The 15,578-nt window shown below is 38.4% G+C and carries 5 protein-coding genes; all 5 read left to right on the plus strand.

Going from position 1 to position 15,578, the window contains the following annotated elements; translation table 11 throughout:
• Nucleotides 1-722: 722 nt before the first annotated feature.
• The 5 genes from ASU31_RS23560 to ASU31_RS23580 all read left to right on the plus strand — a co-directional run bounded on the left by ASU31_RS23560 (nt 723) and on the right by ASU31_RS23580 (nt 15,515).
• A complete protein-coding gene (locus tag ASU31_RS23560; protein WP_209435053.1) occupies nt 723-4,544 on the plus strand; it encodes a TIM-barrel domain-containing protein in 3,822 nt (1,273 codons plus the stop codon).
• Between the two features lie 181 nt (nt 4,545-4,725).
• The gene (locus tag ASU31_RS23565; RefSeq protein WP_057934703.1) at nt 4,726-8,850 is read left to right on the plus strand and encodes a hybrid sensor histidine kinase/response regulator transcription factor; all 4,125 of its coding nucleotides are present in this window, start codon (nt 4,726-4,728) and stop codon (nt 8,848-8,850) included.
• A gap of 229 nt (nt 8,851-9,079) precedes the next feature.
• Nucleotides 9,080-12,262 carry a SusC/RagA family TonB-linked outer membrane protein gene (locus ASU31_RS23570; protein ID WP_057934704.1) on the plus strand — a complete coding sequence of 1,061 codons (3,183 nt, stop codon included), beginning with the start codon at nt 9,080-9,082 and terminating at the stop codon, nt 12,260-12,262.
• 5 nt (nt 12,263-12,267) lie between these two features.
• Nucleotides 12,268-13,977: a RagB/SusD family nutrient uptake outer membrane protein gene (locus tag ASU31_RS23575; protein WP_057934705.1), complete on the plus strand. Its 1,710-nt coding sequence runs from the start codon at nt 12,268-12,270 to the stop codon at nt 13,975-13,977.
• Nucleotides 13,978-13,991: 14 nt separating this feature from the next.
• Nucleotides 13,992-15,515 carry a glycoside hydrolase gene (locus ASU31_RS23580; protein ID WP_057934706.1) on the plus strand — a complete coding sequence of 508 codons (1,524 nt, stop codon included), beginning with the start codon at nt 13,992-13,994 and terminating at the stop codon, nt 15,513-15,515.
• Nucleotides 15,516-15,578 lie beyond the last annotated feature (63 nt).

Raw genomic sequence — 15,578 nt, forward strand, 5'->3', positions numbered from 1 at the left:
CCCTGAAATGGAAAGGGCTAAAAAACAAATTACCGCATACTGCAATATGCCCCATGCGATCTGCTCCATGCTATCGGCCTAGGAAATGATGGAAGGAGAAAACGTTAAAGCTTGTGCTGGCGACCCAAAAAGCTTTGACGAATTTATCCGACATCAGATCCAAGCCTTGATTTTTTGTTACTTTTTCATCAAGGAAAAAGTAAAAGCCCTTCGGTGGCTAACCGAGGCAAGCCTGAGCAAAGGAAAAGAATAGCGACCGCTTTAAGGTTCCCGCCTGCGCGGGATCCGATAGCTATCGGATGACGACCACATTAAATAACTCCTAATAATATTGTTTCGTGCAAATCTGTGCTTCCCTGGCAAAAAAGCTAACCAGAAAGATCCTGAAACAACCTGATAGCTATCGGGTTCAGGAGGACGATCGCTGAATCTGAGCTATGAAATCGATCTTCTACGACCTTAATGCCTTTAACTTCTTAATGATAGAAAACAACATCACTCTATCTCTGGTAAAAAATTAGATAGGCAAACGATTGCGCGGTTTTTGTCCCTAAAAATGCGCCAGTTCCTTTAATGTGTTTGTTAACTTTATCCCATTAGCAACTAAAATTATCAGCTTGCTCACATAAACACATAACCAAATCAAACTTTTAATGACCCCGCATTATTTTTTAAAACATTTTAAAATAACCAATCCCAAAAAGCAACCTAAGCGCGTTGTTTTGGCATGTGCGTTTTTTTTAATTGCCGCTCCATTTTTTGCTTCTGCTCAGCCAGCCGCTCAGAAAACCAATCAGGTAGCAGAAAAAGTTACCAAAGTGCTTGGTGCAAAAAAGATCAATACCACCACAGTAGAATTGTTGCTTTCTGATAATCAACGTTTAACATTAGATTTTTACGGTGATCATATTTTCCGTCTTTTCGAAGACCCTACAGGAGGTTTTATACGCGATCCGGAAGCAAAACCAGAAGCCAAAATCTTGGTGGAAAACCCACGCAGACCAGTTTCAAAACTGGATATTAAAGATGAGAATAATCAACTATTCATATCTACCGGTAAGATTACTGTTCTTTTTGATAAAAATACTTCGCTGATCAAAATTATCAACCTTGCTACACAAGCTGTGGCTGTTGAAGAATTAGCGCCGATTCAATTCGAAAAAGGAAAAGTAAGCCTTAGTTTGAAAGAAAATCCACAGGAGTATTTTTACGGTGGTGGCGTACAGAACGGCCGTTTCTCTCACAAGGGAAGAGCCATTTCTATCGAAAACCAAAACAGTTGGACGGATGGGGGAGTAGCTTCACCAACACCTTATTACTGGTCTACCAACGGTTATGCTGTAATGTGGTATACCTTCAGTAAAGGAAATTACAATTTTGGTGCTAAAGAAAAAGGATTGGTAAAATTGACACATGAAACCGATTACCTGGATGCTTTTTTTATGATTAACGATGGAGCAGTACCTCTATTGAACGATTTTTATCAACTTACCGGAAATCCGGTTTTGTTGCCAAAATTTGGTTTCTATCAAGGACATCTAAATGCTTATAACCGTGATTTTTGGAAAGAAGACGAAAAAGGAACTTTATTTGAAGATGGTAAACGCTACAAAGAAAGTCAGAAAGATAATGGCGGCATAAAAGAATCGCTTAACGGTGAAAAAAACAATTATCAGTTTTCAGCGCGTGCGGTGATAGACCGTTATAAAAAACATGATATGCCTTTGGGCTGGGTGCTTCCAAATGATGGTTACGGTGCAGGTTATGGCCAAACCGAAACATTGGATGGCAACATTCAGAACCTGAAAAGTTTTGGCGATTATGCACGTAAAAACGGCGTGGAAATTGGACTTTGGACACAATCTGATCTTCACCCTAAACCAGAGATAAGTCCGTTATTACAGCGCGATATCATTAAGGAAGTCAGAGATGCTGGCGTTCGGGTATTAAAAACCGATGTGGCATGGGTTGGTGCCGGTTATTCGTTCGGGTTGAATGGGGTTGCTGATGTAGCCCGGATTATGCCCTATTATGGCAATACTAGCCGTCCGTTTATCATTTCTTTAGATGGCTGGGCGGGTACACAACGCTATGCCGGGATTTGGTCGGGTGATCAAACTGGTGGTGTTTGGGAATATATCCGTTTCCACATCCCTACCTATTTAGGTTCTGGTTTATCAGGTCAACCGAATATTACTTCCGATATGGATGGTATTTTCGGTGGTAAAAATCTAACCATCAATACCCGCGATTTCCAATGGAAAACCTTTACGCCAATGGAATTAAACATGGACGGTTGGGGTGCTAACGAAAAATATCCGCATGCATTGGGCGAGCCTGTAGCTTCAATTAACCGCAACTATTTAAAACTGAAATCGGAGTTGATGCCCTATACTTACAGAATAGCTAGAGAAGCGGTTACTGGATTGCCGATTATAAGGGCAATGTTTCTGGAATATCCAAATGCCTATACCAAAGGAGCTTCAACACAATATCAATATCTATATGGACCTTCCTTCTTGGTAGCTCCAATTTATCAGGCGACCAAATCGGACGAAAAAGGTAACGATATCCGCAATGGCATTTACCTGCCAGAAGGAGTATGGATTGATTATTTCACTGGAGAAAAATATACTGGAAACAGCATTCTCAATAGCTTTGACTCGCCGCTATGGAAATTGCCTGTTTTTGTGAAAAATGGTGCCATTATTCCGATGACGAACCCGAATAACAACGTTTCTGAAATCAATAAAGCAAACCGTATCTATGAATTATATCCTTTTGGAAAAACATCGTTTACCGAATACGACGATGACGGTGCAACAGAAGCCTATAAATTAGGGAATGGTGCTTCTACTTTAATCGAATCAGAACTAAATCAAAAAAACAATGTCCTGGTTACCATTCATCCTGCAAAGGGCGATTTTGATGGCTTTGTGAAAGAAAAAACAACTGAATTCGTAATTAACGTTACCGAAAAACCGAAAAGGTTAACGGCAAAAGTTGGGAATAGTAAAATAAAATTGACGGAAGTAAACTCAAAAGACGAGTTTTTAAAACAGTCTAACGTTTATTTCTACGATGCTGCACCAAACTTAAACCGTTTTGCTACAAAAGGAAGCGAGTTTGAAAAAGTGGCAATGGTTAAAAATCCTCAATTGTTGGTTAAACTTCAGTCTACTGATATTACCATCAAACCGGTAGCACTTAGTATAAACGGATTTAAATTTGAGCCTGTAGATAAACAACGCATGTCAACAGGGAAATTAACTGCTCCTGTTAATGCAAGGGTAAGTGATAAAAACAGAGAAGCCTATACGCTAACACCAAGCTGGACCAAAGTGAGCAATGCAGATTTTTATGAAATCGATTTTAACGATATGCATTATACTACTATCCGCGATACTGCTTTATTATTTGATGGCTTATTGGCCGAAACAGCTTACACCTTTAAATTGCGTGCAGTAAACAAAGATGGCTATTCTGATTGGACAGAAATTAAGGCAACTACTAAAACCAATCCGCTTGAGTTTGCTATTCAGGGTATTGTTGCCGAAACTACAGTAGAAAATCAAGGAGGCTCTGGTATCAATAAATTGTTTGATTTTGATGAAGGTAATACCTGGCATACCAAATGGGGCGTTAAAGCAGTTCCTTTTGATATGATTATCGATCTGAAATCGATTAATCAACTGGATAAATTCCACTACCTGCCACGCACAGGAAGAGGAAACGGCATTTTATTAAAAGGCAAAGTATTTTACAGCAATAATAAAGAAAGCTGGACAGAAGCTGGTGCATTTGAATGGGCCAATAACGACGAAATTAAAATATTCAATTTCACTGCGCATCCTGCTGCACGGTACATCAAAATTGCTGTTGCTGATGGTGTAGGCGGTTTTGGCTCTGGTAGAGAGTTGTATGTATTTAAGGTTCCTGGCACCGAAAGTTATCTTCCGGGCGATATCAATAACGACCGTTTAATTGATAAGAACGATTTAACTTCTTACATCAATTATACTGGTTTAAGAAAAGGTGATGCTGATTTTGAAGGTTATATCAGCAATGGCGATATCAATAAAAACAATTTGATTGATGCTTACGATATTTCAGTTGTGGCTACACAGCTTGAAGGAGGTGTGAAAAATGCTAAAATTGATAAAGTTGCAGGTAAACTGGAAATCAGTACCGCTAAACAAGCTTACAACAAAGACGAAATCATCGAAATTAAGGTAAAGGGAATAAACCTGAAATCAGTAAATGCTTTAAGTTTTGCATTACCATACAATGCACAGGATTATGATTTTGTAAGCGTTCAGCCTTTAAATGTCAAACAGATGGATAACCTGACCAACGATCGGCTGCACACCAATGGCGCTAAGGTTTTGTATCCAACCTTTGTAAACATTGGCAACAAAGATGCTTTAAACGAAACTTCCGATCTGTTTATCCTGAAATTAAAGGCAAAACGCAAGCTACAGTTCGGGCTTAAGATTAGTGAAGGCATTTTAGTAGATAAGAATCTCAATTCAGTTAAATTCTAGTTAGTAGTAGTTAGTTTTGTAAAGAGGTGGGTTTTTAATCGGCCTCTTTTTTATTGGCACTAATCTGAACACAAGAATAGATTCGGTAATAAGTTTGCAAATTGTATCTTTACAACTCGTCTATTTCAAAAGAGGCAGGGTTTAGCTAAGGCATTCTCCCATCAAATTTTGTTGTTCAACTATGAGATTAATTAGTTTAACTTGTTTTCTTCTGCAATTTTTTTTCCTCTTTGCTCATGTTAAAGCGCAGGCATCCCATGTCGATAGCCAGCCTGTAATAGCAGGCCATTATGTAATTAAAACATACGGCATAAATGAAGGACTCCCTTCAAAAAACACAACAGCTGCCTTAAAAGATAAGCGGGGGTTTATATGGGTGGGTACCGAAAACGGTTTGTGTAAGTTTGATGGTTATTCTTTTAAAACTTATGTAAATATACCTGGTGATACCACATCATTAACCAATAACTATATCAATGCTGTTGTAGAAGATCAGAATGGTGTTTTCTGGGTGGCTACCATGAACGGTTTAAATAAATTCGACCCCGTAACAGAGAAATTTGAGCGTTTTTATCATAAAGAAAACAATAGAACATCGTTGAGCAATAATAAAATATGGTCGCTACTTATCGATAGAACAAATAAACTCTGGATAGGTACCGACGATGGTTTTAATCTTTTTAACAAAAATTCAGCATCTTTTACAGTTTATCAGCCGGACATTAAAAATCCAAATGCCATAAAAGGAAAATCGGTTAATGCCATTGCAGAAGATAAAGAAGGTAACTTATGGCTAGGTAATTGGAGCAAAGGATTAAATAAATTTGATAAACAGACACGTCGCTTTACCAATTACACGCAAAAAGAAATAGCGGGCGAAAAAAATCCAAACGATATCTGGACACTTAGTATAGATGCCGATGGCATGATATGGGTTGGCTGTTATTGGAAAGGCGATCTGTTCAGATTCGATCCGAAAACAGGGAAATTCAACACCTACAGTAGTAAAGGCACTGGTAACGCTTCAGTATTTAGTGTTTTAAATTTGGGTGCAAAAAAAATACTGGTTGGCGGAAACGCCGGATTATTTTGGGTAAACACCGAATTAAATAAATGGGAGAAAATAGAAGAACTCGAATTTTTTGCCAATGGAGGGCTATACCGGGATAAAACAGGAATGATATGGATTTGTGGTAAAAATGGTCTAAGTAAAATAGACTTTAACCAATATAAATTTAATTTTATTTCCCTCCCTTTTGGACAGGCCGACATCAAATCCATCATCAGTTATGGTAAAGATTTTTGGGTAGGCACAAACAAAGGTCTGTTTAAATATAATCCCGATAATCGTTCAGTAATTAAACTGCAGCATACCAGTAATGCAAATAGTTTATCCAGCTCTGATATTATTAACCTTTCTACCGATTTAAATGGTAGGCTGTGGGTGATGGGCGAAAATGGTTTCGACCGTTACGACGAGAAAGAAAATAAATTTGTTCACCACCATCACCGTTCGGCACTTGGTAGTTTTTTTAATGAAGATGTTTTTAGAGATTTAATTGAGGTAAACAATAACGAATATTATTTGGCTACCGATGCTGGTTTGAAAGTGTATAACGATAAAACCCGCAGTTATACACATTACTTTAACGACCCTAAAAACCAGGCTTCATTAAGTAATAACCATTTGTACTGCCTATTAAAAGATGCACAGGGCGATATTTGGATAGGTACATACGGAAGTGGGCTCAGCCGCTTTAACCCTAAAACCAGAAAGTTTAGCAATTACATGATCGATAATTCAAGAAAAGGTGGCATTAGCAATAATATTGTAAATAGCCTTTATCTGGATTCGCACCAAAATGTTTGGATCTGCACCCGCGATGGATTGAATAAATATATAGCTAAAACAGATACTTTCGAAATATATTCAAAGCAAAACGGTTTTGCAAGCAATGTTTTTACCGATCTGGTAGAAGACAATAATGGTAGGTTATGGGTAACAACCGAACAGGGGATTTCACTCTTTGATCCGGTAAACAAAATGGTGAAAAATTACGATGAGAAAGACGGTGTTTATGCGAATGCCGCTATCTGTAAAAATGCAAAAGGAGAAATTTACCTGGCAGGAAGTAAAGGTATCGTTTATTTCAATCCACAACAGCTAAAATATAATAAAACGGCTCCGGCGGTTTATTTTTCCGATTTTTCTATTTTTAATAAATTAATTCTGCCAGGTGATGATTCTCCACTAAAATTACCGGTGTACATGACTAAGGAGATTACTTTGCCCTACAGCCAAAGCGTGCTTTCTTTTGGTTTTGTAGCACTTAATTATACGCTTTCCGAAAAAAACAAGTATGCTTATTTTCTCGAAGGTTTCGATAAGAAATGGAATTACAGTGGCAGTGAGCATAAAGTTACCTATACCAATTTAAATCCCGGTAAGTATGTGTTAAAGGTAAGGGCATCAAATAACGATGGCATCTGGAATATGGAGGGCAATTCTATTTTAATTACCATTACACCGCCATGGTACCGTACCTGGTGGGCTTTTTGTATTTATGGACTGGCTTTCTTTGGGATGATTTATGCCTATCTTAAATACCGTGAGCATCGCGCAAACCTCGAATTTCAGGTGAAACTGGCTCATGTAGAAAGTGAAAAAGAGAAAGAACTCAGCGAGAAGAAACTTTCTTTTTTTACCAATGTATCGCACGAGTTTCGTACGCCACTTACACTAATTATCAATCCGGTTAAAGAGCTTTTATACAAGAACGATAAAAATGTGGATACCACTGATTTAAATATTGTTTACCGAAATGCAAAAAGGCTTTTAAGTTTGGTAGATCAATTGTTATTGTTCAGAAAAGCAGATACCTATGGCGGAAAATTAAAAGTAGCTCCCGTAAATCTGGTGAGTTTGTGTAAAGAAGTATTTCTTTGCTTTGTGCACCAGGCCAGGTCTAAAAATATTGTATTTGAGTTTTTATGCGCCGATGAATTGATCCCATTTTATGCTGACAGGGAAAAAATAGAGATTGTGTTTTTTAATCTCCTTGCAAATGCCATAAAATTTACGCCCGAAGGCGGTACGGTTAAAATGATTGTAAAAAGTAACCAGGAAAATATAAATGTGCTTATAGAAGATACAGGCTGTGGTATTACCAGCTTTGCAGGAGAAAAACTCTATGAAAAATTTTATCAGGATCCAGGAAATAAATCACCAAAAGGAGGTTTTGGTATTGGTTTGTACCTGGCTAAGAATTTTATAGAAATGCACGGTGGAGCGATAAGTTATACCAGCGTTGAAAATAAAGGTACGGCATTTAATATTGTTTTATTAAAAGGAATAAGTCATTTTAAAGATGCGGTAATTTTGCAGGAAGAATTGATAGATACCGATTCATCGTTATTTAAAGAGTTAATAGAGGATGAAATAACCGCAAATAATATTGTAAAAGCAGCAGAAGAACCATTGATTGATAATCAGCTCGCCGTGGATTTGAAAACACTTTTGATTATTGATGATAACATCGAGATCAGAGAATACCTGAAACAGGTTTTCAGAATGGATTATCACCTTTATGAAGCGAGTAACGGAGAAGATGGGTATGATATGGTAAAAGAATTATTGCCCGATATTGTGATATGTGATGTAATGATGGATGGTATAACCGGGATAGAGCTTTGTAGTAAAATTAAAGAAGATGTAGCCGTTTCTCATATTCCTATTATCCTGTTAACCGCTATTTCTGCTCCAGAGGTTAAGCTTAAAGGAATAGAAGGTGGGGCCGATGATTACATTAGTAAACCTTTTGATAAAGATTTTTTAAAAGCGAGGGTAGCCAGCATACTAAAGAGTAAAAATGCGCTGCAAAAATACTTTTATAACGAGATTACCCTCAATTCTAATAACACCAAAATTTCTGCAGAATACAAAGAGTTTTTAGATAACTGTATCCGTATTGTGGAAGAACACCTGATCGACCCCGATTTCAATATCGATATATTAACTGCGGCTATTGGCATGTCGAGATCTAATCTTTACCGCAAAATAAAATCCATTTCAGGTCAGTCAGCGAATGGCTTTATCCGTTTCATCAGGTTAAGAAAAGCTGCCGAAATTTTTATCAATACCGATAAAACCATTCAGGAAACTTCTTACATGGTGGGTATTAACGATCCGAAATATTTTAGAGAGCAGTTTTATAAGCTCTTTAACATGAACCCATCGCAGTACATTAAAAAATTCCGCAAGCCGTTTTCCAATAACATTAATACCACAGTTAAAAAAGGTAAATAGTAAGTAGCCATTCATCTATTTTTTTAATAATCGGCTCCAAAGCATTGTTTTGGGGTTTTTGGGTTTGTTTACCCCTCTAATTTGGATTGTTTGTACCCCATAGGAGTTGTTTGTTGACGCTAATTTAGCCTTCTATAAAGCAGTGCTATAATCGCGATTCCGATAGAGGGTTCTGTTGGGTAGGTTATAAAATTGATCTGCTAACCAAATATTAAACGTGCAAACCAATATGAGAAGAAAAGTTCTGAAAGGATTTTTGCCAAAAATCTTTACAATTAAAACACTGGCATTTCTATTTATCGTATCCATTAGTTTACCGGCAGTGGCATCTTTAGTTTCTGTTAAAACAGCGATAAAGAACAAGCGTAAAGAAATTGTGATAACGGGTACCGTAACAAACGAAACAGGTGCTACATTTCCAGGTGTAGCGGTTAAAATTAAGGGAACCGAAAAAGCGGTGCAAACAGATGTAAATGGTAAATACAGCATTAATGTTGCGGCCAAAACTGATGTGCTTATTTTTTCTTTTGTAGGCTATACCAACCAGGAGCAAACGGTTGGTGATAGAACAACCATTAATGTTCAGCTTAGTTCAGATACCAAAACCCTAAACGAATTGGTAGTGGTTGGTTACGGAACGCAGAAGAAAGCAACACTTACCGGATCAATATCGCAGGTAAAGGGAGCCGACCTGGTGAAGAGTCCGCAACCAAATTTATCCAATTCATTAGCCGGGCGGTTTTCTGGTGTAATTGTAAATAACCGCAGTGGTGAGCCGGGTGTTGATGGTTCTACCATTACAGTAAGGGGGCTTGCTACTACCGGTAGCAATAATGTATTAATTGTTGTTGATGGAATTCCGGGACAAATTGGCGGACTTGAACGCTTAGATCCCAACGACATCGAAAGTGTATCGGTATTAAAAGATGCTTCTGCTGCTATCTATGGTAATAGAGCAGCCAACGGGGTAATTTTAGTGACTACAAAAAAAGGAAAAACGGGTAAGCCAACCATCAATTATAGTTTTAATCAAGGTTTTAGCTCGCCAACAAGATTACCTAAAATGGCCGATGCGGCAACATATGCACAGATTATGAACGAAATTAGCTTCGACTCGAATCCTGCAGGTGGCCTTAACCAGTCTTACACAGCAGATCAGATCCAAAAATTTCGTAATGGTTCCGATCCATTGTTATATCCTAACACCGATTGGCTGGATCAAACTTTAGAAAAAACAGCTCTACAGAGCCAGCACAGCCTTTCTATTAATGGTGGTAGTGAAGATGTAAAATATTACATGTCGCTAGGGACTGTTTCTCAGGATGGGTTATACAAAAATGGAGCAACTAAATACAATCAATACAATTTCCGTACGAATATAGATGCCAATGTTTCTAAATACCTTAAAGTTGGCTTATCGGTATCAGGCAGACAGGAAAATCGTTTGTTCCCTCAGGTTGCAGCCGGCGATATTTTTAGATCCATTTATAGGGCAAAACCAATTGCAGCGGCATATTATCCAAATGGTTTACCAACAACCGGGATAGAAAACGCAAACCCTGCTGTGCAGGTTACCGATATCGGTGGCACCAATAAAAATCCTACACAGGTTTTAAATGGAATCTTAAGGGCTACATTTATTATACCAGGGGTAGAGGGACTTTCTGTAGATGGCTTTTTCTCGGCAGATAAATCAAATGTTTTCAGTAAAAGTTTTAACAAACCTTACCTGTTGTATCAATACGATACAGGTTCACAAATCTACAAAAGTGTAATCGTTGGTGGTAACAATCAAAAAGCAACTTTAACCGAAAGCCATAAAAATGAATCGCTGCTTACTTCAAATATTAAATTGAATTATGCCCGTAGGTTTAACCTGCATGATATTAATGCTTTTGTTGGTTACGAACAAAGTGAAAATCATTTAGAATATTTCGATGCACAACGCTTTAATTTCTTATCTACCAATTTGCCCGAACTTTCACAGGGAGGTGCGGCGGCTACCGATTATCTGAACTCGGGCTATAGCTCAAACTATAACCGTAAAAGTGTAATTAGCCGTTTGGCTTACAGTTATGATGATAAATATCTCTTTGAAGGACAGTTACGTATCGATGGGTCATCTATATTTCCGGAGGGTAAGCGATTTGGCTATTTTCCTTCTGCATCTGCAGGATGGGTGATGTCAAAGGAAAAATGGTTCAGCGAGAATGTTAAATTTATTGATAATTTAAAAATCAGGGCCTCATATGGAGCACTGGGTAACGATAACGTAAAAGGGTTCCAGTATTTTGATAACTATGTACTGGTTGGGAATGGATTTGTAGCCCAAAGTCCGGGAGCCACATCATCAACCATACAACCAGGCGTAAACCTGGTAAAGCTTGCAAATCCAAACATCACTTGGGAAGTGGCAAAAAAGCTTGATATTGGGATTAATGCCACTTTGTTTAAAAACTTTAGCATTGAGGCCATTTATTTTCAACAAAAAAGATCTGATATCTTAACCACCCGTAATGCCTCATTGCCTGGTTCTTCGGGTATTGTAAATCCATTTGATGATAAGAGTGTGAACTATACGCCGTTAGTACCTTCAGAGAATATTGGAAAGGTGAACAGTAATGGTTTCGAAGCAACGGTTGGTTATAACCATAATGGCGAGAATCTGAAATGGAATATTTCTGGAAATATAACCTATGCAAAAAGCGAAGTAATTTTTATCGATGAAGCCAGTGGTACGCCAGATTATCAACGCAAAACGGGCAGACCATTAAATGTTGACTTGCTTTACAATAGTATTGGCATATTTAGAACGCAACAAGAGTTAGATGCTTACCCCCATGTAAGTGGTGCTAAGATTGGCGATCTTAAATATCTCGATTATAACAATGATGGCAAAATAACGGCCGATGATCAAACCAGAACCCCATATAGTAATACCCCTCAAATTACCTATGGTTTAAATTTTTGGGCATCTTATAAAAATTTCGATTTATCATTTGTTTTATCAGGTCAAGGACAAGTAAGTCAATACGTTTTACCAGAATCTGGAAGCGTTGGTAACTTTTATAGCAGCTGGGCCGATAACAGGTTTAGTGCCGCAAATCCGAACGGAACTTATCCAAGGGTAACCGACCGCGCTTCAAATGCAATTAGTGGTGGGCAGTTCAATAATACTTTTTGGTTAAATGATGCCTCATTTTTAAGGCTTAAAAATGTAGAACTTGCCTATAACATTAAAGCCAGTTTCTTAGATCGGATAAATGTATCCGGATTAAGGCTTTATGCCAGTGCCTTTAACTTGTTCACCATTTCTAAAGTAAAAGATTACGATCCTGAAGGAACCAGCGGTAGCGGGCAGTTTTATCCACAACAAAGGATCATCAATATCGGGGCTAACATTAAATTTTAAACACCATGAAAACCAAATCAATATATAAAATATCATTCTTATGCCTGTTTTTGATTGCAATAGGCGTTGCAGGCTGTAAAAAAGACATTTTAAATGTAGAATCAACCGATATTCTTTCGCCTTCTACAATAGAGACCGATACAACCGCATTAGAGGCTTATATAACCAACCGGTACCTTGGTACACGCTTGCAGGATAAAGAAGCTGATGGGTCTGCCCCAGGTTTTGGCAGAGGTTTTGAGTATAGTATGTGGAGTTCTTTTACTGATGAATCTGTTTACAATAATGACGATGCTACCTGGTTGATCCAAAGAGGGCAGCTGGAACCTGAAAATTTAGGAAGTGCGGGTGTATATTGGGGCAGGAGTTATCGGGGCGTCAGAGAGTGTAATTACGCACTAGGTGTGCTGTCTAAAATTGCAATAAGCACATCGCATAAAAAGAAGTTAATCGCAGAGCTTAAATTTATCAGGGCTTTCCGTTATCAGGATCTGATCCGCAATTATGGTAAAGTAGTTTTAATGGGCGATAAGATAACTGAACTCTCCGATAATCTTCAGGATCCGGCATTGTTTCAACGCGCCTCGATTAAAGAATCTATAGATTATGTAGCAGCACAGCTAGACGAGGCTGCAGTAGATTTACCTTTAGATAATAGTAGCAGCTGGCTAACGGGTAGGGCAACCAAAGGCGCGGCATTAGCGCTTAAATCGCGTCTGCTCTTGTATGCGGCAAGTCCATTGTATAATGCTGGTACCTGGCAGGCGGCTGTTACGGCAGCTCAGGCAGTTATTTCATTAAATAAATATGGAATATACACAGGTGGATATGCGAACTTGTTTTTAACTGACCAAAGCAATGAAGTTATTTTTGCAAGGTTGTTTACCAAAAATGCCAACCATACCCACTTAGAAATTGCCAACGGACCAAACGGTTATGGGGGTTGGGGAGGCAATTTGCCTATGCAGAACCTGGTAGATGATTATGAAATGGCCAATGGAAAACCAATTACTGATCCTACCTCTGGTTATGATGCGAACAATCCGTACAAAGACCGTGATCCGCGTTTTGCAGCAACCATTTTATACAATGGCGCCGCGTACCGCGAGCGTAATGTAGAAACCTTTATTCCGGGAGGAAAAGATAGTAAAGATGGAAACGATAACTGGAACACCACAAAAACCGGATATTACCTTAAAAAATTTATGAATGACGCTTATCCATTGCAAAACCCCTGGGGTAATGCAGGTTTTCAGCCATGGATTTATTTTAGATATGCAGAAATTTTGCTTAACTATGCCGAAGCGGCTAATGAGGCTTATGGCCCTGATGCTGTTCCTGCAGGATCAACAATGTCGGCAAGGCAAGCCATTAACATGGTTAGGGCAAGGCCAGATGTGAATATGCCTGCATTGGCCGTTGGACTCACCCAGACACAAATGCGTGATGCGGTCCGTTACGAGCGTAGAGTAGAATTAGCCTTTGAGGAACACCGTTTTTATGATGTAAGGAGATGGAAAATTGCTGATGTAACCGAAAACAAACCTGCAGGCGGAATAATTATTACCAAAACAGGTACTACATTTACTTATACACCTAAAGTTGCTTTAGATGGGCGCAAGTTTGAAACCAAACACTATTGGTTACCCATACCAAGAGCCGAAATTTTAGCTTCAGGTGGTAAATTGGAGCAAAACCCTGGTTATAATAAATAGAAATTAAATTTTACATGATAAAGTCATATCAACACCTTAACCGTTTTTTTATCTGCCTGGCCATGTTGTTCTATGGCGAAACTGCCCTTGCACAAGAGGCTGTTGTAAAGATAGAGATCGATCCAGCCATTACATTCCAAACTATAGAAGGGTTTGGCGCTTCTGATGCATGGACTTGTCAATTTGCCGGATTATGGCCTGCAGAGAAAAAGGATAAGATGGCTGATTTGCTTTTTAGTACCCAAATTACAAAAATGGGGCAGCCTGTTGGTATTGGGCTTAATATGTGGCGTTTCAGTATTGGTGGTGGCAGTGCCGCCCAAGGTAAGGCAAGCGATATTGGCGACGAATGGCGTCGTCAATACGCTTTTCTGCAACCAGATGGTAATTATGATTGGAACGCAATGCCTGGACAAACCTGGTTTTTAAATGCCGCTAAAAGCCGTGGTGTAAAACAGTTTATCGGCTTTGTAAACAGTCCGCATGTGCTTTTTACCAAAAACGGAAAAGCATATTCTACCGATGGTAACTGCAACCTGAATTTTAATAAACTTCCCGAATTTTCTGCCGATCTCGTAGCCACAATTAATGGAATAAAAAAAACAACAGGCATAGAACTGGATTATCTCAGCCCTGCAAATGAGCCACAATGGAAATGGAATGAGCACAAACAGGAAGGCTGCCCATATAACAATACCGAATTGGCCCAGCTTTATAAAGGTGTAAATGATGCATTCGTTAAAAATCAGATTAAAACCAAAATACAGATAGGAGAGGCGGGTCAGCTCGATTATTTATATGATAATGGAAATGCCACAAAGGGAAATCAGGTATATCAGTTCTTTAATGCTTCATCTCCGAATTATGTCGGCAACCTGTCTAATATAGATCAATCTATTTCTGCTCATAGCTATTTTACAACAAGTCCTGAACAAAAATTTATTAATACCCGTAAAAAAACAGCTGAAGCGGTAGCCCAGATAAAAGGTTTAAGGTATTGGATGTCTGAATATTGTGTACTGGGTGATGATGTGCTGAAAGGTGAAAAACGCGACCTCGGTATGGTAACCGCTTTGTTTATTGCAAGGTTAATCCATCATGATCTGGTGATATCCAATGCTAGTTCATGGCAATGGTGGCTGGCTGTATCAACAGGTGATTATAAAGATGGACTGGTTTATATCGATAAAAATAAAACAGATGGCCAGGTGTACGAGAGTAAAATGTTATGGGCTTTAGGCAATTATAGCCGTTTTATTGGTGCCGGTAGTAAGCGGCTTCAGGTTAAAACTATTGAAGAAAAAGTACCACAGCTGTATGTATCGTCTTATATGCAAAATAAAAAGCTCATAACGGTAGCCGTTAACCCTACAGAAAATAATATCGATCTGGATATTGATGTAAAAGGGAATAAGCAAAGTTCTGTACAAACTTATGTTACTTCAGCCGAATACAATTTATCACCCTATAAACAATATAAGGATACGAAACGTGTTCGTATTCCTGCTAAATCTGTAACCACCATACTTAGTAATTAATTTTCTTAGTCTGTAATTATAAAGCTCCTTTATTTTTTTATCCCAATCATTTTGTTTTGAGCT

Source organism: Pedobacter ginsenosidimutans (genome assembly GCF_001442625.1).
Classification (GTDB): domain Bacteria; phylum Bacteroidota; class Bacteroidia; order Sphingobacteriales; family Sphingobacteriaceae; genus Pedobacter; species Pedobacter ginsenosidimutans.